Here is a 21,142-nt window from a genome sequence, read left to right on the forward strand (position 1 = left end):
CTATTAATAAGTAACTTGCGTTGGGAAGCCGCTTACCCCATGCCCGGCTTTTACGCATTACTCTATGCCACACTTCTTCCGCCGCAGTATCATCGTCTTATCGGCTGTTTCGCTGGTTAGCACCGGCGCAGCGCAGGCCCAGGCCGTCAAGAAAGACAAGACGCCGAAGTACACCAACGAATTCCTCAACATCGGGGTAGGCGGACGCGCCCAGGCCATGGGCAGCACGCAGGTGAGCCTGGCCCAGGACGCCACTGCCGGCTACTGGAACCCGGCCGGGCTGGTAGGCCAGAAAACCAAGTACGACGCCGTGCTGATGCACTCCGAGCTGTTTTCGGGCGTGGTGAAAAACGACTACGCGGCTTTCTCCATGCCGCTGGATGAGCGCAGCGCCATCGGCGCAACCATCATCCGCGTCGGCGTCGACGATATTCCCAACACCCAGTCGCTGATCAACCAGTACAACCAGGTGCTCTACGACCGGGTGACGTACTTCTCGGTGGCCGACTACGGTATGCTGCTCTCGTACGCGCGCAAGCTGGAATCGGTAGAAGGGCTGCAGGTCGGGGCCAACGCCAAAATCATCTACCGCAACTACGGCAGCTTCGGCAACGCCTGGGGCTTTGGCGTGGATGCCGGGGCGCAGTACACCCGCGGCAGCTGGCGCTTCGGCCTGATGGCGCGCGACATCACCACCACGTACAACGTGTGGTCGATGCACCCGGAGAAGTTCACGGCTTCCATGGATTCGCTCGCGGGCGTGCCCAAGAACAGCACCGAAATTGCTCTGCCCCGCTTTGTACTGGGCGTCAGCCGACAGTTTACGTTGCCCAAGGACCTGTCCTTGGTAGCGGCCGTAGACTTGGAAATGACCACCGATGGCAAGCGCAATACGCTCGTGTCTTCGGACCTGGTGAGCATTGCCCCGCACGCCGGTCTGGAGCTGGGCTACCGCAACCTGGTGTTTCTGCGCGGCGGGGCCACCAACGTGCAGAAGTATGTAAGCAGCGTCAGCCTGAAGGAGCAATGGTCGGTGCAGCCGACGCTGGGCGTGGGCCTGGCCCTGAGCGGCCTGCGCCTGGATGTGGCTCTTTCGCGCCTCGCCATCGAGAAAATAGCCGGCCAAAGCTCGCAGGCCAACTCGGTGATGGTGTCGCTGGGCTACGGTTTCAAATAAACCGCTGCCTGCCGAGCTGCTGCAGTGCGTACAAGACGAAAATCAATTTCTATGAGTAATAAATACACCCGCGTGCTGAGCCGGTGGAGTTGGGTGCTGTGGCTGGTGCTGGTCCAGGTGGCCGCACAGGCACAATCGGGGCCCTACGGCAACGAGTGGATTGTGCCCTCGCAGACCTACTACAAAATCAAAGTCACGCAGGACGGTATCTACCGCCTCGACTACAACTACCTCACGCGCGCCGGCATCACCGGCGTGAGCCCGCAGCGTCTGCAACTGTGGCGCCGGGGCCAGCAGGTGGCCCGCTACATCGGCGGCAACCGCGCGCAGCTGGACGCCACAACCTACGTGGAGTTTTACGGGCAGCGCAACGACGGCAAGCTCGACCGCGACATGTACAAGGCGCCGGGCGACCAGCCGCACCAGCTCTACAGCCTCTTCACCGACACGGCCGCGTACTTCCTGACGTGGTCGGCCACGGCCAACGGCCGCGACATGGCCGAGCCGGCTACCAGCGCCGCTACTGCGCATCCCAACTGGATCAACGAGGCGGGGAACGTAGTCGGATTCGGCAACGTGTTCATCTACGACTACATGTACGGGCAGAACCACGACGGCATTCTGACGAATGTGCCGTGGGCCGATACGGGCGAAGGATTTCTGTCGGGCTTTATCGGCCGCCGCAACTTCAGCCAACCGGACCCCAACGAACAAGCCACCTTTTCGGTGGACGGCGTGGACTGGATAACCGCTGTGGGCGCTACGCCGCAGCTGGAAGTGCGGCTGGTGGGCGAGTACGCGGCCAATCACGTGACCAACATCAGCGTGACGCCCGACGGCAGCACCACCAGCCGATTGGTGGGCACGGCGCGCTACGCCAATTACACCACGAACCGCTTTGTCTTTCCGCTGCAGCGCTCGGATATCGGCAACAATGGCGTCGTTAAAGTGACCTTTGCCGTCGATAACGCCGCGGCCAACCCCCGCGACCGGTTCAGCGTGGGCTACATCCGCGTGCGTGCCCCCCAGCTGCCGCAGTGGCTGGGCGGCACGCGCACCTCGTTTGCATTCCTGAACGACTCGACGCTGGCGACGCCCGCCTACTACGAGCTGAACAACGCGCCGGCTACCCTGCTGGGCTACGACGTGACGGACCCCACCAACGTGCAACGCGTGCAGGGGCTGGCCCTGAACAACGGCCGCCGCGGCTACGCCTTTCCCTCGGCCGCGGGCCGTACCCGCCGCCTGCTGCTGGCCGATGGCGCTCAGACGCTGCAGCCGGCCCCGGCGCAGCGCACCACTTTCCGCGTGCTTACCCCGGCGCAGTCGGCCTTCCTCATCGTGAGCAGCAAGGCCCTGATGCAGCCGGTCGGCAGCGTGGCCAACCCCGTGCGGGCCTACGCCAACTACCGCGCCAGCACCGCCGGTGGCCGCCACGATACCCTGGTGGTAACCTCGGACCTGCTCTACGACCAGTTTCACTACGGCGAACGGTCGCCGCTGGCCGTGAAGCACTTCGTTAACTACATGCTCACGGCCCCGCGCACCGACCGGTACCTGCTGCTGCTCGGGCGCGGGGTGCTCATCACCGAGGGTACGTCCGGCGGTTTCTACCGACAATCCAACGCGGCCCAGCGCGCGACCCTGCCGCCGGATCTGGTGCCCGCCAGCACCCGCGGTGCCTCCGACCTCTTCTTCACCGCCGACTGGCAGCGCGACGATTTCGTGCCGCGCATCCCGACCGGCCGCATTGCTGCCCGCACGCCGCAACAGGTGGTGGACTACCTCAGCAAGCTGCAGGAGCACGAAACGCCGGGCATCAAGCCCTGGGCTAAAAACATCCTGCACTTAGCTGGCGGGCAGGAGCCGGGTGAGTTTGCGCTGTTTCAGAGCTATCTGCGCAACTTCCAGAAGGTAGCCGAAGGTCCGTTCTTTGGGGCCAATGTCGAGAACATCTACAACACGACGACCGGCGGCAACCCTGTGGTTATCAATATTGCCCCGCAGGTCAACCGCGGCCTCTCGCTCATCACTTACTTCGGCCACGCCTCGCCGCAGTACCTGAACCTGATGCCGACCAACATTTTGGACCCCAGCAACGGCTACGCCAACCGTGGCAAGTATCCAGTGTGGGTGGCCCTGGGCTGTGCCGCCGGCAACGCCTTTACCTCGGAGTCGTCCATTGGGGAAGACTGGACGCTGGTAGCCAACAAAGGCTCGGTAGGTTTCCTGTCCAACTCCGACTTCACGCTCGATAACGACGACTCCCTGCAAGGCCAACGATTGTACGAGGCGCTATTTAGTGACCCGCAGTGGTACGGCAAGCCCGTGGCAGCCGTCCAAGCGGAGGTAAACCGCCGGATGATGCCCTTGCTGCCGTCGCCGAGTGCTACGTATGCCTACCGGTTCTTCCTGTCCACGATCATGAACACCATCTGGCAGGGCGACCCGGCACTGACGTTGTACGCGCCCGCAAAGCCGGACTACCAGTTTACGGCTGGTACCACCAGTGTGAGCGTGGTGTCGCTGGGCAGCGGGCCGGTACTGGCTAACTCGCCCACTTTTGGCCTGCGCCTGCAGATCAGCAACCCAGGCAAGGTGATTCGCACGCCGCTGCAGATAACGGTGGCGCGCCAGATCGGCTCGAACCCGGCCACGACGCAGCCCTTTACCATCCCGTTCTTCCGCCGAGATACCACCGTCACGCTGACGCTGACCAACCCGAACGGCGTGAACGTATTCGGGCGGAACGTCTTCACCGTGAAGCTAGACGACCCCAACGTCATCGACGAGCTGAACGAGGGCAACAATACTGGCACTACGGACTTCAACTTCCTGAACGGTGGGGTAACCATCCTGAATCCGACGGAATTTGCCATCGTGGGCAAAACCAACGTGCGCCTGGTAGCCCAGAGCAATCTGGTGCAGAGCCAGCCCGTGGCTTACGAGCTGGAGTTGGATACCATTCCGACCTTCAGCAGCCCGCTGCGGCGCACTACGGTGCAGGCGCTGGATGTGGTGGAATGGCGCCCCGGCCTGCCGGCCCCGGCCGCTGGCCGCGACTCGGTGGTGTACTACTGGCGCGTGCGCTTCGCCGCCAGCACCGGGCTGGATCAGACCTGGACGACCAGCTCGTTCCGCCTGATCAGCAACAGCCCGGGCGGGTGGTCACAAAGCCACTACGGGCAGATGGCCGCCAACGACAAGCGGAATCTGGTGCAGGCAGTGCCCTCGGGCCGCTGGGATTTTGCCGAGCGCACCCGCAGGGTTGAATTGCAAACCGCCGGGGGCGGCGACGGCTCCGCGGCGACGTTCCAGTTTTCCTACGGCATCCGACCCGACGGCAACTCCGTGCGCGTCAACAACTGCGGCATCGACAACAGCCCGGTGGTGTACCAGCCCAACATCATGGCGGCCGTGTTCGACGGGCGCACGCTGCGCCAGTACAACAACCTGCCGGGCGGGCCTTACCAGCTGTGCGGCGAAGTCGGCTCCACTACCTACTTCCACTTCGCCAGCGGCGACGGCCGTACCACGGCCTCGACGCTGGACGACGTGAACACGCCGCAGCGGCAGGCCCAGCTGCTGGCCTTGCTGCGCAACATTCCCGCCGGGGCGTACGTCGCACTGGTGTCGATGAACCGCGTGAACTTCAGCACGCTGAACCCACAGGTGAAGCAGGAGCTGGCCAACCTTGGCTCCCAGCTCATCAACTCGGCCCAGGATGGCGACCCGCTGGTGATGCTGCTGCACAAGGGCTTCCCCAACGACCGGCAGGAAGCCACCTTCGACCCCGGCAGCGCCACCCCGCGCAGCCAGCAGGTGGTTTCGCTCAACGGCGCCGTGCGCACCCGCGAGGGGGCTGGCACCGTGGTAAGCACGCGCGTGGGCCCAGCCCTGCAGTGGCAGACGCTCTACCACACCGTGAAGCTGCCCGAAGCCACCGACAGCTACACGCTGCGCCTGGTGGGCTACGACCAGAGCAACACCCGCACGGTGCTGAATGCCAACGTGACCAGCCGCAACTTCTCGCTCAGCGGCATCAGCGCCCAGCAGTACCCGTACCTGCAGCTCGAAGCCGAGCTGCGCGACACCACCAACCGCACGCCGCCGCAGCTGAAGCAGTGGCTGATTACCTACCGCGGGATGCCGGAAGGCGTGGTGCGGCGCGACCACCCCAGCATTCCGGCCGGAGCGTATTCCTCAGCTACTCTGAGCGCGGCTGCGGCCAGCGCGGGCTACCTGAACATCCCGGTGTACTTCGAAAACGTATCGAGCAACGACTTCACCGGCCGCACCCGCGCGCTGATTACCGTGAGTGAAAACCGCAACGGCGGCGTGCGCGACACGTTCTCGGTTCGCTCGAGTGCGGCTCGTCTGCCCGGGGCCGACTCCACGGCCTTCTTCAACTTCGCCCGCGTAGATGTGCGCCGCTACTCCGGCGACGTAACCGTGCGCGTCGACGCCAACTCGCGGCAGCTGCCCGAGTTGATTACCTACAACAACACCCTGAACCTGAGCTTTACGGCTCCCAGCGTGACCGTGCCACCAGTGCTCGACGTGGCCTTCGACGGGCAGCACATCCTGAACGGCGACATCGTGTCGGCCAGCCCGGAAATCCTGGTGGACGTGAAGTACGAAGACAAACGCCGGCCCATCAAGGACCCGACGCGGGTGCAGGTGTACCTGACGCGCCCCGGCTCGGCGGTGGCGCAGCAGATCGACATGACGAACCAGTCGCTGATTCGCTTCGTGAGCGATACGGTGGCAGGCCGCTTCCGCGTGTACTACACGCCGGGCACCTTGCCTGACGGGGTATACAAGCTCGAAGCTCAGGCCAAGGACATGGCCGACAACCCGGTAGCGGCGCAGCGCTTTGCCGTGACGTTCGAGGTAATCAATCAGGCCAGCATCACCAACGTCTTCCCGTACCCGAACCCGGTGACCAGCAAGGCCCGCTTCGTATTCACGCTTACCGGCGCCTCGCCGCCGCGCAACATGAAAATTCAGATCCTGACCCTATCGGGGAAGGTGGTGAAAGAAATCATGCAGGCTGAGCTGGGCAACGTGCGCGTAGGCAACAACATAACCGACTACGCCTGGGACGGTACCGATCAGTACGGCGACCAGCTGGCCAACGGCACCTACCTCTACCGCGTGGTGCTCGACGACCCGGAAAGCGAGTACAAGCACCGCCGCACCGCTGCCGACCAAGCCTTCAAGAAGGGCTGGGGCAAATTGGTACTGCTGCGCTAGGGCTTACCTGATCCTATCAAAAAAGGGCTACCCCGTGCGGGGTGGCCCTTTTTGGTATTAGGAAATAATCCGTCGCTACCTAGCGGCGGCGCAGCGTCACGAAGCTGAACGCGTAAGCGTGCCTGTCGTCAGGTTCGTGCCGCTCGCGGCTTTCTTCGCGCCACACGGAGGCCGTAAATTCGGGCAGGGCAGTGTCGCCGTCGGGGGCGTGATGCACTTCGGTCAGGAACACCGTGTCGGCCGCGGGCAGCGCCTCGCGGTAGATTTCGGCGCCACCGATGACGAATACATCCTCGTCGGTTTGGCGGGCCAGCTCCAGCGCGCCGAGCACGGAATGTGCGGTTTCTACCCCTTCGGCCTGCCATTCCTGCTGACGCGTCACTACGATGTTGCGGCGGTTTGGCAGGGGCCGGCCGATGCTTTCGTAAGTGCGGCGGCCCATCACCACGGGATGGCCGGTGGTCAGCTGCTTGAAGTGGCGCAAGTCGGCGGGCAAGTGCCACGGGAGCTGGTTGTCGCGGCCGATGACGCCGTTATCGGCGCGGGCTACTACGAGAGCAATCATATGATCAGTCAAGAATGAGGCGTAGGGAATAGACGAAGAGCCAAGTTTGGGCCGTTCGAACGGCCTGTCCCTTATTGCTCGTTCTTCGGGCTTAGCAGCTCTGCATTGAAGCCGCGCAAGAAGTCGGCTACGGGCATGCGCTTTTTGCCTTCGAGCTGGATATCGAGTAAATCCAGCTGGCCGTCGGCGGTTTGCACACGCAGGTAGCTGCGGCCGTCGGTGAGCCACTGGCCTACTGCGGCCTCGGTAGCAGCGGTGCCGGGCTGGGCTTGCGCCCGAAACACTTTCAGGCCGCGCCCGTCGGGCAGATGGGTAAAGGCCGTGGGCCAGGGCGAAAGACCGCGGATGAGGTTGACTAGCGCCGTGGCGGACTGCTGAAAATCGATTCGGCCGGTTTCCTTCTGCAGCTTATGCGCGGGGCGCAGGTCGCCGCGGTCGGGTTGCGGAATGCTGGGCGCCGTGCCGGTGGCAATGGCCTGCACCGTGCGCAGGGCCAGGGCGGCGCCGGCGTGCTTAAGCTTTTCGTACACCGCGCCGAAGTCGTCCGCGGGCTCGATGCTCACTTCGTCCTGGAAAATCAGGTTGCCGGTGTCGATTTCGTGCTGCAGGAAAAAGGACGTCACGCCCGTCACCGTCTCGCCGTGGATGATGGCCCAGTTGATAGGCGCCGCCCCCCGGTACTGCGGCAGCAGCGAGGCGTGGATGTTGATGGAGCCCAGGCGCGGCATGCTCCACACGGCTTCCGGAAGCATGCGAAACGCCACAATCACCTGCAAATCGGCCGCGTAGCTGCGCAGCTCCTGCTGAAACTCCAGCGCCTTGAGGTTGGTGGGCTGCAGCACCGGCAGCCCGTGCTGCACCGCCGCCGCCTTCACCGCCGACTCGGCCAGCTTCTGCCCACGGCCGGCCGGCTTGTCGGGCGCCGTCACCACGGCTACTACCTGGCAGCCGGCCCAGGTAGTCAGGGCTTCGAGCGTGGGCACGGCAAACTCGGGCGTGCCCATAAAAACGATGCGGAGAGGAGTGGTTTCGGCCATGTACGGAGTCAGAAAGAGCGGGTAAAAATAGGCCACGAATGGCAACGAATGGCCAAACGGATGAAGCAGCTGCCGCCGGTTGCCCCGGCTGGGCCGCAAAAGTGCTGAATTGATATAGCCCGCAGAGGGCGCCAAGGCTTACAGAGGACATTGCACCTTCCTTATAGACCCTGGCGCCCTCTGCGGGCTAAAAGCATTGCGTTCGGTCCTACTTGAAATCCGGGTACAGCAGGTACTTCTTGCGCAACTGCTTGTACTGGCCCAGCTTCGGCTCCCAGGCGGTGCGGATTTCCTTTTCCGACTTACCCGCCACAATCATGTCGCGCACCGAGCGGGTGCCGGTGAGCTGCTCGAAGTACTTGCCGAAGAACTTGTCCTTGGCCGTGCTCTGCTGGTAGTAGTCGATGAGGTACTTGAGCGTAAAGCCCATGTCGTTGCCGGTTTGGCGCAGGTCTTCGCCGTAGCAGAGCTTGCCGTTTTGCGGCGGCGAGGTAGAGCCGGGGTTGGGCCGGGGCGTAAACGAGTACGGCCGGGTACTCGGCTGCGTGGGGGCACCTATAACCTCGAAGGGCGTGTCGGTGCCGCGGCCCACGCTCACGTCGGTGCCCTCAAACAGGCACATGGTGGCGTAGAGCGACACGGCGTGCGGGTTGGGCAGGTTGGGGGAGGGGCGCACCGGCAGCACGTAGCGGGTGCTGTGGGTGTAGCCCTGCACCGGCACCACCGTCAGCTGGCACTGCTTGCCGCCAGCCAGCCACTTTTCGCCGTTGATCATCTTGGCCAGCTCGCCCACCGTCAGGCCGTGCACCACCGGAATGGGGTGCATGCCCACGAAGGACTTGTGCGCCGGCTCCATCACGGGCCCATCCACGTACCAGCCGTTGGGGTTGGGCCGGTCGAGCACGATGACGGGCTTACCCTGCTCGGCGGCGGCCTCCATCACGTAGTGCATGGTGCTGATGTAGGTGTAGAAGCGCGTGCCCACGTCCTGAATGTCGAAGAGGAGCACGTCCACATCCTGCAGCATCTCGGCGGTGGGCTTCTTGGTGGCGCCGTACAGGCTGCGCACCGGCTTGCCCGTGCGTTCATCCTTGCCGTCCTTGATGGTGGCCCCATCGGCCGCTTCGCCGCGGAAGCCGTGCTCGGGGCCGAAAATGGCCGTGATGTTGACGCCCTTGGCCAGCAGCGTATCCGGTAGCAGGGCCCGCCCGATGGTGGACGTTTGGTTCACCACCACGCCCACGCGCTTGCCCTTAAGCAGGGGCAGGTACTGATCAAAGCGGGCGGCGCCAACCTGCAGGGCCGCGGCGGACGCGGGAACCGAAGTGCTTGGCGCAGAATTATTTATGGCCGGGCTCGGCGCCGTGGGCAACGTTGCCGGCTGCGTTGGCGTACAGGCCGAACCTTGCATTAATAACAAGGTGGCCCAGATGGGCAAACCAAGAGAAATCATCGTTGACATCAGGACGGTGGGAGAATTCACAAAACTAGCCGGCTTCGCGTAGCTTTACGCCCAGTGAACGTTTCGCGGTACATATCCCAGAAGATTGAAGGCTCCGATTCGGGGTCGTTCACCTCGTCGGTGACCAAAATTGCCATCATCAGCATTGCCCTCGGGCTGGCGGTGATGGTCGTGTCGTTTGCTATTCTGGAAGGGTTTCGTAACGAAATTCAGGCCAAGATTTTCTCCTTCGGCGCCCACCTCACCGTCAGCAAGTACGACAACAACAACTCGCTGGAAGTCGAGCCCATCAACGGCTACACCCTGACCCGGGAGCTGCACCGCTACCCGCAGGTGCGCTCCATGCAGCCCTTTGCCCGCAAAACGGCCATCATCAAAACCACCGATGAGGTGATGGGCGTGGTGCTCAAGGGCATCGACGAAGTCAACGGGCCCTCGCCGATGCGCGCCAACCTAGTAGCAGGCAAGTTTCTGACCTTCCCCGATTCCAGCGCTTCCGAGCAGGTAATGCTCTCGCGTAAAATGGCCGACAAGCTGCGCCTGAAGGTGGGCGACGATGCCATTTTCTACTTCATCCAGAACCCGCCGCGGGTGCGCAAATTCACGGTGGCCGGCATTTACCAGACCGGCCTCGATGAGTTCGACGAGGTGTACGTCATCGGCGACATCCGCCAGATCCGCGGCCTCAACGCCTGGCCCGACTCCCTGGTGGGCGGCTACGAGGTGGTGCTCAAGGACTTCCGTCAGCTCGATCCGGTGTACGACAACATCCTGAACTCGCTGCCCTACGACCTGAAGCTGGACAAGATTACCGACCAGTACGCTCAGCTTTTCGACTGGCTGCAGCTGCTCAACCGCAACGTCATCATCTTCCTCATCCTGATCATCTTCGTGGCTACCTTCAACATGGTCGCCACGATTTTCATCATGATCCTGGAGCGTACCAACATGATCGGGGTGCTCAAGGCCCTGGGCGCGACGGACAACCAGATCCGGCGCATGTTCTTTTTTCGCGGCCTGAACCTGACGCTGAAGGGCATGCTTTGGGGCAACCTGGTGGGGCTGGGCTTCTGCTCCATTCAGTACTTTTTCCACCCCATCCCGCTCGACCCCGAAAACTACTACATGGACCGCGTGCCCATTTTCTGGGACCCGACGGTTATCCTGCTCATCAACGGGGCCGTGTTTGTTACCTCGCAGCTTGCAGTCCTCATCCCCACTTACTTAATTGCTCGGATTAAGCCCGTGGTGGCTATCAAGTTTGACTAAATCCGAGCAATGCAGCTGAAAAATGCGGACGGCCTGACCCTGGCCCAAATCGAGGAGGAGATTGAGCGTGGCGGTAAGTTTGTTTTCTATCAGTACTGCGTGTCGGTCCTGGTGATGACCTTCAAGCGGCCTTCCGACATCTACTTCATCCGCGCCGGCGAAAGCGCCGTTATGCCCGGGCTGGGGCTGACCCTGCTTTCTTTCGTGCTCGGCTGGTGGGGCATTCCGTGGGGTTTCATTTACACGCCCATGGTGCTGTTCAGCAACCTGAGCGGCGGAAAGGATGTGACCTTCGAAGTGATGCAGGATCTGCGTCACCGTCTGGCCCCCGCCTTCCCGCCGTCCGGCAGCAGCGAGCTGCAGTCCGTCTAGTCCAGCCAGCGGCTCTGTAATACCAGGTTGGGGTTCGGGCACAATGCGGACCAGTATTCCCGCTCGTCGGGCAGCGCCACGCCGGGAAAGTCGCCGCGGCGGCCCTGCATATCGGCCATGAGCTGGAAGTGCAGGTGCGCCGGCCAGTCGCCGTTTTCGGGCCACGGCCCGACGGTGGTAAAGGCCTCGCCTTTTTGCAGCGTCTGGCCAGCCTGCAAAGCCCCGAAACCAGCGCGGCTCAAATGGCCGTAGAGCGAGTAGAAGGTGGTGCCTTCCAGTTCGTGCTGCAGAATGACGGTAGGGCCGTAGTCGCCGAAGTTGTCGTTGTCGGCGAGGCTGTGGATGGTGGCCGCCAGCGGCGCCAGCACCGGCGTGCCGGCCGGTAGCCACACGTCGACGCCCAGGTGCATGGAGCGGGCCGGCAGGGCTGCATTGCCAAACAAACCGGGGCTGCGGCGGTAGATGACGCGGTTTTCGAGGTAGCCGCCCACGCCGATGCGGGCCTGTTGGTCGGCCAATAGTTGATTTACCAACTGGTCGAAGGCGACCGTATCGCGCAGGTCGGCGTGCTGCAGGCGCGGATTGGCGGCGGTAAAGTCGAGGCGGGTAACGTCGGCTGCATTCAGGTCGACGGGGAGCACCGGGCCGAAATCAGCCGCGTGGCGCTGCAGTAGTTCGGAGAGAAGAGAGGACATACGGTAAGGGTAGGCGAATAGGGAGGGGCAGCGGCCGCGGTGGGTAAGAAGGCGGCCGCACGCTGGCAGCGTGAGCAAAACCCGCTGCAAGATGGGCAAAACCGAGCGAGCCTTAGTTGGTTTAGGCAATGAGCGGCCCGCAACAACCCAACGGCAGGAGGTACCCTTTCGCTTGGTTTTACCGTATTTTGCAGGCCCACCGCCGGGTTGGCGGCGGCCCTGATTTTTCCACCTCGAACCTATGTTTTCGTGCGTCGGCTGCGGCCGGCCGAGAACCGCATGAGTACAAGCCCTTACCTGACCCTGAAGGTCGTCGACATCACCCGCGAAACCGCCGACGCCATTACCATCCACTTGGAGCGCCCCGACCGGCAACCCGTCGCCAGTCAGCCCGGGCAGTTCCTGACGCTGATTGTGCCCTGCGGCTCGGGCAAGCGCCCGGAGCGCCGCTCGTACTCGCTCAGCAGCACCCCCAGCGAAGCGCCGCGCCTGTCCGTAACGGTGAAGCGCGTGCCCGGCGGCCTCGTCAGCAACCACCTGCTCGATACCGTGAAGGTGGGCCAAACCATCGAGGCCATGGCGCCGATGGGCAACTTCACCATCGAAACCAATCCGCAGGCTGCGCGCTCGGTGGTGCTTATCGGCGCCGGCTCGGGCATCACCCCGCTGATGTCGATGCTGAAAACCGTGCTGCAGCAGGAGCCACAGAGCCGCGTGCTGCTGGTGTACGGCAACCGCAACGATCAGACGGTTATCTTCCGGCAGCAGCTGGAGGCGCTGGAAAAGCAATATGCCGGCCGCCTGCAGGTCGAGCACATCTTCAGCCAGCCTGCGCAAGCGCCCAAGAGCAGCGGCGGCATGTTTTCGCGCCTGTTCGGCGGCGGTTCCTCGGCACCGGCCGAGCCCGCGCACCAGCACACCGGCCGCCTGAACCGCACCATGCTGCTGCGCGTGCTGGAGCAGCGTCACCAGGTGCCGGCGCCTGAGGCCGAGTACTTTATGTGTGGCCCCGAGGGCATGATGAACGAGGCCAAAGCCGCCCTGGAGCTACTGGGCGTACCCGCCGTTCGCATCCGCCGCGAGAGTTTCGTGGCCTCCGCTGATTCGGCCGAAGCTGCGGCCGCGCAGCCCCAGGGCCACGGCACCGTGTCGGCCGACGACTCCGACGAGATTACCACGCGCAAGGTCATCATCCAGTATGAGGGCACCGATTACGAAATCGAAGTAGCCCCGAACCAGACCATTCTGGAAGCGGCTCTCGACCTCGACATCGACCTGCCCTACAGCTGCCAGGCCGGTCTGTGCACGGCCTGCCGCGGCAAGTGCCACTCCGGTAAGGTGCACCTGGATGAGCGCGAAGGCCTGTCGGACCGCGAAATCCAGCAGGGCTTCGTGCTGGTGTGCGTGGGCCACCCGCTCACCAACGACGTGGTCATCGAAATTGATTAGGAATTTCTGCGGCAGCCGTTCGCCATTGCTGCCGCGTTTGCGTAGGACTCAGGTTACCCCTGCTCTGCTTAGCCTGCCCCATGATTCATTCTTCCCTGGAACTCACCGCCGACGTAACTGCCGCTACTCGGCCGCCCCGACACTACCTGCCCGAAGCCTTTACGGTGACGGATTGGGCTGTGTTGGAGCCGTACTTTATTGAGCTGCGCGACCGGACCATTAACTCGGCCCCGGAGCTGGAGCAGTGGCTGCTCGACCGCTCCGAGCTGGAAGCCGTGCTCAGCGAAGACCTCGCCTGGCGCTACATCCGCATGACCTGCGACACGCAGGATCAGGGTCGCGCCGAAGCCTTTCAGTATTTCGTGAGCGAAATCGAGCCGCTGGTAGCGCCCTACGACCACGCCCTGAACGAAAAGCTGGTGCAGTCGCCCTACGCGGGCGAGCTGAGCCCGGAGCGCTACCGCATTTTCCTGCGCTCCGTGCGCCGGGCGCTGGAAATCTACCGCGCCGAGAACATCCCGCTCAAAACCGACATCAGCACCAAGCAGCAGGAGTACGCCGCCATCGTGGGCGCCATGACGGTGACCTTGGACGGGGAGGAAATGACCCTGCAGCGCGCCGCCGACCGCCTCAAGGACACCGACCGCCGCAAGCGCGAAGAAGCCTGGCAGGCCATTCAGGACCGCCGCGTGCAGGACGCGCAGAAGCTGGACAAGCTCTTCACCGAGCTCATTGGCCTGCGCCACCAAATGGCCCTGAACGCGGACTTCCCCAACTTCCGCGACTACATGTTCGCCGCCCTGGGCCGTTTCGACTACACCCCCGAGGACTGCTTTGCCTTCCACCAGGCCATTCACGATACGGTAGTACCCCTGATTGACGAGCTGGACCAGCAGCGTCGGCAGGAGCTGGGCTTGAGCGAGCTGCGCCCCTGGGACCTGGACGTGGATACTTCCGGCAAGGCGCCGCTGCGGCCCTTTGGCACCGGGCAGGAGCTGCTGGACAAGACCATCACCGTCTTCCAGCGCCTCGACTCCTTCCTGGGGAACTGCCTCACCACCATGCGCGACATGGGCCACCTCGACTTGGAGTCGCGCAAGGGCAAGGCGCCGGGCGGCTACAACTACCCGCTCGACGAGACCGGCGTGCCGTTCATTTTCATGAATGCCACGTCCTCGCTGCGCGACGTCATCACGATGTTGCACGAGGGCGGCCACGCTGTGCACTCTTTCCTGACGCGCCGCCTGCCGATGGGCGCCGACAAGCACCCGCCAAGCGAGGTGGCCGAACTGGCCTCCATGTCGATGGAGCTGATTTCCATGGACTACTGGGACGTATTCTTCGCCGACGAAGACGAGCTGCGCCGGGCCAAGAAGACGCACCTGGAATCGGTGCTGGAAACCTTCCCCTGGGTGGCCACCATCGACAAGTTCCAGCACTGGGTGTACGAGCATCCACAGCACACGCCGGTCGAGCGTCAGCAGCACTGGACGCATATTTTTGACGAGTTCAACCAGCGTACCGTGAGCTGGAAGGGGCTGGAGGCCTACAAGCCTTGGCTATGGCAGAAGCAGCTGCACCTCTACGAAGTGCCCTTTTACTACATCGAGTACGCCATGGCGCAGCTCGGAGCCATTGCCGTGTGGCGCAACTTCCGCCACGACCCGCAGGCGGGCCTCGAGGCCTACAAGCGCGCCCTGGCCCTGGGTTACACGGCTACCATTGGTGAGATTTACGAGGCGGCCGGTATCCGCTTCGATTTCAGCACCGACTACCTGCGCAGCCTCGCCGATTTCGTGCGCGAGGAAATGGCTCAGCTGTAAGCCGCTGCGCTTGCTGCAAACACCGACGCCCGGCCGTAAGGTCGGGCGTCGGTGTTTGCAGCAAGCGCAGCGGCTAGCAGTCGGGGCGCGAGTTAGTTACTCTTTGGGGGCGCTACCGTGCCGCAGCGCCCGAGCTGCTGCTGAATGCAGTTGAGCTTGACACCGGCACCGACCATGCAGATGCTCGGGCTGGGCTCCTCCTCGTAGTTGATGGTGACCCGCTCGCCGTCGTGCTTGGCGTAGGCCTGCCACACGTCGCCGTGCGGTTCCAGGCGCTGACCGTTGTCGAGCACCAGCACATAGCCGCAGCCGTCGAGGCCCGTCAGGTCGCGGATGGTTGACGGTGTCTGGCAATCCGGCGCGGGGCTATCGGCATTCTGGCAGCTGAAGGCGGTCAGCATCAGAGCTACCGCGGGTAACAGGAGGTGCAGCCGACGCATAGAGAAGAGAGCTTGTGGCATTCAGCTACAGGATGCACATCATTGGGCGCCGGGTTGCATGGATGGGGCGTGTAAAAGCGGGGCCACCGTAAAAAACAACCGCGCCCGTAGCCGAAAGGCCGCGGGCGCGGTGAAGAGGCCGAATGCAAGCCGGTCTTACTCCGTTTTTAGCTCAAACAGCGGCAACGGCTGTAGCTGCGTGTACTTACGGCCTGCTTTCTTGAGCGTCTGCTCGTGCATCTGGATGTACTGGTTGTAGCTCTTGGCGGCTTGGTCGTAGCGCACCCGGTAGCCGATGACCTGGCTGTCAGCCTCCTTGATGGTTTCGGTGAGGGCCTGTACCTCCTCGTTACGCTCGTACTGGGGCTGGGCCAGGTTGTACACCGCGTTCAGGATTTTCGTCTGGGCCTCGTCGTAGGCGTCGATGCGGGCCGATTCGGCCATGGTGTTCTGGTCGTAGCGCAGGCCGAGAAGGGCGTCGTTGTCCTTGCGGAGCTGGTCGGCCTGAGCCCTATCGGTGCCGGGCAGCTGGCTGAGCGTCTGCAATACGGCCGTTGTGGCCACTAGCTTCTGGTTGTCGCTGTCAATCATACGCTTCCACCGTACGTTCACCGTGTCGCGGAGCACCGTCAGCTGCTCCCGGGCAGCGGCGGGCGAGGTCGGGTCCAGGGCGGCCGGGTTGTCAGCCGTTTTACGGCAAGAAGCCGCTGCCAACAGCATCAGCAGCGGGAGGTAAATCAGCAGTCTACGCATATCGAGGGTGAAACGCAGCGGGGCGGCTGGATATTCCCGGCCCGGGCGAAATATTCCGCAGAATTTAAGCCTAGCCGGCGCATTAGTGCGTAATGGCGCGTCGCCTGTCGGGCGCACACAATGTACTCTTAACGAGAGCAGCAAACGCAGCGTTGAAGCGTAAACTACTGAAAAATAAGCGGTATATAACTAGCCGGAAGCCTGCGTATTACTGGCGCAGGCAGCACGGCGGGGAAAGTCGGGAAGGGTAACGAGAGCAGCAGCAGAGTGCCCGGACTACGGGGAAAAGCAGGGGGGAATGCTCATCCGGACACCCCGCTGCGCTCAGGTTGGGGAAAGGCAGCTCAGGTGGCCAGGCCGTCGAAGAGCTGATTGGTCAGGCGCTCGGCAATCTGATCGGGGCCGAGCTTGCCGTCGGGGCGGTACCAGTTGGGGAGCCACGTTACGCTGGCAAACAGCGTGAGCGTGGCAAAGGCCGGATCGGGCGTGCGCAAGGCGCCGTCGGCCACGCCGCGGGCAATCATGTCGCGGAAGGCTGCTTCGTAGTTGCGCTGCAATTGCACAAACTCCGACAAAGCCGGCTCGCTGAGGTGACGCCATTCGTGCAAAAACACGGCCGAGGCGTCGGTATCGTGGATCAGCACCCGCACGTGGCTATCGATGGCGCGGCGCAGGTGGATAGCGGCCGGCTCGGTGTCGTCGGCCGTGGCGCTGCGCAGACCCGCCATAAACTCGTCGGCCACGCGGAAGCAAATGCGGTGCAGCAGTTCCTCCTTCGACTTGATGTGGGAGTAAATGCTACCGGCCTCGATGCCCAGAGCCGCGGCCAGCTCACGCATGCTGGTAGCAGCGTAGCCGCGCCGCCGAAACAGCGCCGTGGCAGTCTGGTCGATTTGGGCTTTGCGCGAGAGAATGGGGGAGGTGGCTTCCATGCGGGACTAACTGCAAGCAAATATATGGTTCCTAACGTTCGTTAGCAAGCCATTGTTGTGGTTTCAATAGCAATTGTGGCAACTTGCAGAGTGATAATACCATTATCTTTTTCATTTCGTTATGATTTCGTGCAAACGTTTGTGGTGGCTGAGCTTGGGGCTCGTTGTGGGCAGTTGCGCCGGCGAAGCGACCGAAGCTCCTGAAGCTGCGCAAACACCTGAACCCGCCGTAGTAAGCGCACCCGCCCTAGCCCCCGCCGAAGCTGCGCGGCACAAGGCGGCCGTCACGCATTTTTTGCAGTGGTACCAGCAGCACCTGCCGGAGCTAGACAAAACATGGTCGGCCGCCGTCAGCAAGCAAGGGCGCGGCGACACGGCGCACTACGTGGTAAACTTCATTCAGGCCGAGCAGTACCTGGAGCGCCTGCGGCAGTCGGGCGTGTTCAGCAAGCAGTTCGTGGAGGATCAGCGCCAGCAGTTTCGGCGCACCAACGAGGCCTTCAGGAGCACCCGGCAGGCGTACGGCACGCCCGTAGGGTACGATTACGGGTGGATACTCTACACGCCGCGCCCAGCCGAGGTGCTGTCGGCGGCTCTGCGGGGCGCGAAGCTGGAAGCCCTGGCGGCCGACAAGCCAGTGACGGGGCAGGTGCTAGTGCACTTGCCCACTGCCGGCGAGCTGCGCATGGAGCTGGTGGACGAAGCCGGAACGCTCAAAATCGAGGGAGTGTACCCCAACGGCATCGAGGCGGACCTGGGCCAGTAGCAAATCCGGGCTGCTTAGGCGCTACCTTTGCGCTTCCGCACCGTAGTGCTTACTGCTATGTCTGAACAAGTAACTCCGCTTAATCAAGTCGGCGAAATCGGCCTGATTCGCCTCATTCAGGATACCATCACCCTGCACCAGCCCAGCACCGTGCTCGGCATCGGCGACGACGCAGCTATCCTGGCCCCGCCCGCCGAGCATGAGGTAGTCGTCAGCACCGACCTGCTGGTGGAAGGTGTGCACTTCGACCTCACGTTCTGCCCGTTGCGCCACTTGGGCTACAAGGCTGTGGCCGTCAACGTCTCCGACATTGCCGCCATGAACGCCTTGCCCACGCAGATTACGGTGAGCCTGGCCCTGCCGAGCCGCTTTTCGGTGGAGGCCGTACAGGAGTTTTACGACGGCGTGCGGCTGGCTTCGGAAGCTTACCGCGTGGATGTAGTGGGCGGCGACACCACCGCTTCCCGTGGCGGGCTGGTTATTTCCGTCACGGCGCTGGGCACGGCGGCCCGCGGGCAGGCGGCCCGCCGCTCCGGCGCGCAGGTCAACGACCTTATTTGCGTCACTGGCGACCTGGGCGCGGCCTACCTAGGCCTGCAGATTCTGGAACGCGAAAAGCAGGCCTACCTGGCCGACCCCGAAACGCAACCCAGCCTGGAGGCCTACGAGTACGTGGTGCAGCGGCAACTGCGCCCCGAAGCCCGCATGGACGTGGTGCACATGCTCCGCGACCTGGACGTGAAGCCCACCAGCATGATTGACGTGTCCGACGGGCTGGCCTCGGAAATTATGCACCTGTGCGCCGCCTCGGGTGTGGGCGCCACCGTCTTCTCCGACCGCCTGCCCGCCGACCAGCAGGTGTACGACGTAGCCGACGAGTTCCGCCTCGACCCGGTGATGTGCATCCTCAACGGCGGCGAAGACTATGAGCTGCTCTTCACCGTGCCGCTCACCGACTTCGACAAGCTCAAAAACCACCCCGACGTCACTATCATCGGCAAAATCACGGAAGCTTCGGAAGGAGCTATCCTGGCTACGAAGGGCGGCAACGCGGTGCCGCTGCGGGCGCAGGGCTGGTCGCACTTCGGGCGATAAGGCCATATACTCTGCCAACAAAAACGCCCGCAGCTCCAGCTGCGGGCGTTTTTGTTGTAACCGGTTTCAGGGCTAGTCCTCCGGGTAGGGCACAAAGACGAACTTGGTAAACTCGCCATCCACCACGAACAGGCAGCAGAACTCGTCGGCGTCCTTGTAGGCGCGTTGGAAATCCTCGATGTGCTCGGCGGCCACGAGGCCCTGCTGCACGAAAATGTCGAGGTAGGATGCCAGCACGTACCATTCGGTGGCTACCTCGTCGGGGGAGAGCAGCAGGGAGCCGAAGGGCACCGGCACCCGGGAGAAAATGAAAATGGGGTACTTAATATCGTTGCGGCGGATCTGATAGGAGGCTTCCTTGAGCGTATCCGCTACGATGGCGAAGTCTTTGGTGATGGTGCCGAGGTATTTGCCGCTCAGCTCGGGGTCGTTGGCGTAATCCATTCGGGTGCAGTCAGGGGTAAGTAAACAGCCGCAGCGCTGCTGGTCGTACGGCGCTTCAGCGGGGGCTGAAACTGCCAAGGCAGCGCGCTGGTTGCGAACGGGGCAAAGATAAGCTGGGGCGGGAGAGTCAACCAGCCTTAGCGGAAAGGACGGGCTACGGCCGTGGCGTAGTGCGCTTCCGTCAGAACCTGATTGACCGCCCGCGCCACCGTGCCGGGGTGGTCCTCGGGCGTGTAGTGCCGGCCGTGCGCCACGCAGAGGAGGCGGGCACGCAGGTCAGCGGCGAGCTGTTCGCCCGAGTCCAGGCTGAGCAGGTCGTCCTCGCCCCATACGACGCGGGCCGGCACGCGCACGTCGGGTAGCTGCGAGGCGATGTTAAGTGTGTCGAGGTTGTTGACGCTGCGCAGCTGGTGCGCCAGGGCGGCGGGGCCTTCGGGGCGGGCGTAGGGCGCCGCGTGCAGGCGGGCCGAGGTGCGGCGTACCGGGTCGTCTTTGTCGCCCAGGGCTTTGATGCCGCGCTTCACGGCCTTGGCTACCAGCTCCGCGGGCGTTTTCTCGATGACGCCGCTCACCTTGCGCGCGGCTGCCACGGGCGCCACCGGCCAGTTGTCGTAGGCCACGCAGTCGACGAGCACCAGGCCGGCACACACTTCCGGGTAGAGCACGGCCACGCGCTGGGCCACGCCGCCGCCAAGGTCGTGCCCGACAAAGATGGCGCGCTCAATGCCTAGGTGCTCCAGCCAGAAACGCAGGTATTCGGCCTGCCGGGCCACGGAAATGTTACGCTCCAGGCCTTCGCGCATGGAGCCGGCGTACCCCACCATTTCCCAGGCTAGGCAGCGCACGCCCGGGCGCATCACCTGCGCCATCACGTAGCGCCACAGCCGCGGGCCGGTGGGCAGGCCGTGCAGAAAAACTACGGCATCATGAGCCTCCGGCATGCCGTGTTCTTCCCAGCGCATGTTTATGCCGTTGATGCGGGCCGTGCGGATGGTTTCGGGCAGGGCAGCGGGGTGCGCAGCGATGATGGGGGCGGGCGGTTGGCGCCAGGCACGGAGCAGCTCAGCCGCGGCGGCCGCGCCAGCGACCAGCCGCCAAGGGCCGCGGCGGGGCAGCAGCAGCGCGGCGGCAGCAGCGGCGCCGGCTAGCAGGACGTGGGTGGTGCGGCGAGAGGAAGCGGTGCGCTTGGCCATCGGAGTAAAGACGGTTGAGGTAGGGCTTCGCGCGGCATCAAAGCGTAGGCAGGTGTACGCTGGCTGGGCGGGGTGGTTGGGGTCGGGCTTATCGGAGCTGGAAAGCAAAAAAGCCCGGGCGCCTCTTGTGAGGAGTCCGGGCTTTTCAGAATAACGCAATCTATAGCTGGATGTGTGCCGCTCAGTTCAGGGCGTTGCGTGTTCCATATGAGGTGAACTGTTCTGCTCCGCTTACTTATGCATGAGCATGTGTTTGGGGCCTTCAGCAGACAGGGGGATAGACTTGATATAGCGGATTCATGAACGATGTACATGATAACCACAATGGTTGAACCAGGCTTTGGCATCCTTGCTGGAAATCCACTCAACCGCGGTTTGGATAGCCGCCTCCAGTGCTTCACGGGTACGGGCCTG

Annotated in this window: 17 protein-coding genes; 8 read left to right on the forward strand and 9 right to left on the reverse strand. The window is 63.3% G+C overall.

Annotated features, from left to right (window positions below):
* Positions 1-64: 64 nt before the first annotated feature.
* Together B0919_RS13345 and B0919_RS13350 are read left to right on the forward strand one after the other, a co-directional pair.
* A complete protein-coding gene (locus B0919_RS13345) occupies positions 65-1,177 on the forward strand; it encodes a PorV/PorQ family protein (RefSeq protein ID WP_078012760.1) in 1,113 nt (370 codons plus the stop codon).
* A gap of 51 nt (positions 1,178-1,228) precedes the next feature.
* Entirely contained in the window at positions 1,229-6,433 is a 5,205-nt protein-coding gene (locus B0919_RS13350; protein WP_078012761.1) for a C25 family cysteine peptidase, read from the forward strand.
* Between the two features lie 79 nt (positions 6,434-6,512).
* On the opposite strand, the gene B0919_RS13355 is transcribed toward B0919_RS13350, so the two are convergent.
* The 3 genes from B0919_RS13355 to B0919_RS13365 form a co-directional block, all read right to left on the reverse strand.
* A complete protein-coding gene (locus tag B0919_RS13355) occupies positions 6,513-6,998 on the reverse strand; it encodes a dihydrofolate reductase (protein WP_078012762.1) in 486 nt (161 codons plus the stop codon).
* Positions 6,999-7,069: 71 nt separating this feature from the next.
* Entirely contained in the window at positions 7,070-8,035 is a 966-nt protein-coding gene (gene fmt, locus B0919_RS13360) for a methionyl-tRNA formyltransferase (protein ID WP_078012791.1), read from the reverse strand.
* 208 nt (positions 8,036-8,243) lie between these two features.
* Positions 8,244-9,488: an exo-beta-N-acetylmuramidase NamZ domain-containing protein gene (locus tag B0919_RS13365; protein ID WP_078012763.1), complete on the reverse strand. Its 1,245-nt coding sequence runs from the start codon at positions 9,486-9,488 to the stop codon at positions 8,244-8,246.
* A 63-nt stretch (positions 9,489-9,551) separates the two neighbouring features.
* Between B0919_RS13365 and B0919_RS13370 the strand changes: the two genes are divergently transcribed.
* Both B0919_RS13370 and B0919_RS13375 read left to right on the forward strand, forming a co-directional pair.
* On the forward strand, positions 9,552-10,766 hold the full coding sequence (locus tag B0919_RS13370) for an ABC transporter permease (RefSeq protein WP_078012764.1): 1,215 nt from the start codon (positions 9,552-9,554) through the stop codon (positions 10,764-10,766).
* Between the two features lie 9 nt (positions 10,767-10,775).
* Entirely contained in the window at positions 10,776-11,138 is a 363-nt protein-coding gene (locus tag B0919_RS13375) for a hypothetical protein (protein WP_078012765.1), read from the forward strand.
* On the opposite strand, the gene B0919_RS13380 is transcribed toward B0919_RS13375, so the two are convergent.
* Positions 11,135-11,833, reverse strand: coding sequence for a peptidoglycan DD-metalloendopeptidase family protein (locus B0919_RS13380; protein ID WP_078012766.1), 699 nt, complete (start codon positions 11,831-11,833; stop codon positions 11,135-11,137). The genes B0919_RS13375 and B0919_RS13380 overlap by 4 nt on opposite strands.
* 279 nt (positions 11,834-12,112) lie before the next feature.
* Between B0919_RS13380 and B0919_RS13385 the strand changes: the two genes are divergently transcribed.
* Together B0919_RS13385 and B0919_RS13390 are read left to right on the forward strand one after the other, a co-directional pair.
* Positions 12,113-13,282, forward strand: a complete 1,170-nt coding sequence (locus tag B0919_RS13385) for a ferredoxin--NADP reductase (protein WP_078012792.1) — start codon at positions 12,113-12,115, stop codon at positions 13,280-13,282.
* Between the two features lie 80 nt (positions 13,283-13,362).
* Entirely contained in the window at positions 13,363-15,105 is a 1,743-nt protein-coding gene (locus tag B0919_RS13390) for a M3 family oligoendopeptidase (protein WP_078012767.1), read from the forward strand.
* 92 nt (positions 15,106-15,197) lie between these two features.
* Here B0919_RS13390 and B0919_RS13395 read toward each other — a convergent pair whose 3' ends face one another.
* The 3 genes from B0919_RS13395 to B0919_RS13405 form a co-directional block, all read right to left on the reverse strand.
* Positions 15,198-15,545: a hypothetical protein gene (locus B0919_RS13395; protein ID WP_078012768.1), complete on the reverse strand. Its 348-nt coding sequence runs from the start codon at positions 15,543-15,545 to the stop codon at positions 15,198-15,200.
* A gap of 156 nt (positions 15,546-15,701) precedes the next feature.
* Positions 15,702-16,298, reverse strand: coding sequence for a hypothetical protein (locus B0919_RS13400; RefSeq protein ID WP_078012769.1), 597 nt, complete (start codon positions 16,296-16,298; stop codon positions 15,702-15,704).
* A gap of 344 nt (positions 16,299-16,642) precedes the next feature.
* Positions 16,643-17,230, reverse strand: a complete 588-nt coding sequence (locus B0919_RS13405; protein WP_078012770.1) for a TetR/AcrR family transcriptional regulator — start codon at positions 17,228-17,230, stop codon at positions 16,643-16,645.
* Positions 17,231-17,351: 121 nt separating this feature from the next.
* Between B0919_RS13405 and B0919_RS13410 the strand changes: the two genes are divergently transcribed.
* Complete coding sequence (locus B0919_RS13410; RefSeq protein WP_139362107.1) at positions 17,352-17,996, forward strand: hypothetical protein; 645 nt, start codon at positions 17,352-17,354, stop codon at positions 17,994-17,996.
* Between the two features lie 57 nt (positions 17,997-18,053).
* Positions 18,054-19,091 carry a thiamine-phosphate kinase gene (thiL, locus tag B0919_RS13415; RefSeq protein ID WP_078012772.1) on the forward strand — a complete coding sequence of 346 codons (1,038 nt, stop codon included), beginning with the start codon at positions 18,054-18,056 and terminating at the stop codon, positions 19,089-19,091.
* 72 nt (positions 19,092-19,163) lie between these two features.
* Here thiL and B0919_RS13420 read toward each other — a convergent pair whose 3' ends face one another.
* Together B0919_RS13420 and B0919_RS13425 are read right to left on the reverse strand one after the other, a co-directional pair.
* Entirely contained in the window at positions 19,164-19,535 is a 372-nt protein-coding gene (locus tag B0919_RS13420; protein WP_078012773.1) for a hypothetical protein, read from the reverse strand.
* 137 nt (positions 19,536-19,672) lie between these two features.
* Positions 19,673-20,728: an alpha/beta fold hydrolase gene (locus B0919_RS13425; protein ID WP_078012774.1), complete on the reverse strand. Its 1,056-nt coding sequence runs from the start codon at positions 20,726-20,728 to the stop codon at positions 19,673-19,675.
* Positions 20,729-21,142 lie beyond the last annotated feature (414 nt).

The sequence above is a fragment of the Hymenobacter sp. CRA2 genome (genome assembly GCF_002007105.1).
Taxonomy (GTDB): Bacteria; Bacteroidota; Bacteroidia; order Cytophagales; family Hymenobacteraceae; genus Solirubrum.

Coding starts and splice junctions, on each gene's coding strand:
- B0919_RS13350 (WP_078012761.1), top strand. CDS start 1,229: ATGAGTAATAAATACACCCGCGTGCTGAGCCGGTGGAGTTGGGTGCTG.
- B0919_RS13420 (WP_078012773.1), bottom strand. CDS start 19,535: ATGGATTACGCCAACGACCCCGAGCTGAGCGGCAAATACCTCGGCACC.
- B0919_RS13365 (WP_078012763.1), bottom strand. CDS start 9,488: ATGATTTCTCTTGGTTTGCCCATCTGGGCCACCTTGTTATTAATGCAA.
- B0919_RS13400 (WP_078012769.1), bottom strand. CDS start 16,298: ATGCGTAGACTGCTGATTTACCTCCCGCTGCTGATGCTGTTGGCAGCG.
- B0919_RS13405 (WP_078012770.1), bottom strand. CDS start 17,230: ATGGAAGCCACCTCCCCCATTCTCTCGCGCAAAGCCCAAATCGACCAG.
- B0919_RS13355 (WP_078012762.1), bottom strand. CDS start 6,998: ATGATTGCTCTCGTAGTAGCCCGCGCCGATAACGGCGTCATCGGCCGC.
- B0919_RS13395 (WP_078012768.1), bottom strand. CDS start 15,545: ATGCGTCGGCTGCACCTCCTGTTACCCGCGGTAGCTCTGATGCTGACC.
- B0919_RS13380 (WP_078012766.1), bottom strand. CDS start 11,833: ATGTCCTCTCTTCTCTCCGAACTACTGCAGCGCCACGCGGCTGATTTC.
- B0919_RS13385 (WP_078012792.1), top strand. CDS start 12,113: ATGAGTACAAGCCCTTACCTGACCCTGAAGGTCGTCGACATCACCCGC.
- B0919_RS13425 (WP_078012774.1), bottom strand. CDS start 20,728: ATGGCCAAGCGCACCGCTTCCTCTCGCCGCACCACCCACGTCCTGCTA.
- B0919_RS13375 (WP_078012765.1), top strand. CDS start 10,776: ATGCAGCTGAAAAATGCGGACGGCCTGACCCTGGCCCAAATCGAGGAG.
- thiL (WP_078012772.1), top strand. CDS start 18,054: ATGTCTGAACAAGTAACTCCGCTTAATCAAGTCGGCGAAATCGGCCTG.
- B0919_RS13410 (WP_139362107.1), top strand. CDS start 17,352: ATGATTTCGTGCAAACGTTTGTGGTGGCTGAGCTTGGGGCTCGTTGTG.
- fmt (WP_078012791.1), bottom strand. CDS start 8,035: ATGGCCGAAACCACTCCTCTCCGCATCGTTTTTATGGGCACGCCCGAG.
- B0919_RS13345 (WP_078012760.1), top strand. CDS start 65: ATGCCACACTTCTTCCGCCGCAGTATCATCGTCTTATCGGCTGTTTCG.
- B0919_RS13390 (WP_078012767.1), top strand. CDS start 13,363: ATGATTCATTCTTCCCTGGAACTCACCGCCGACGTAACTGCCGCTACT.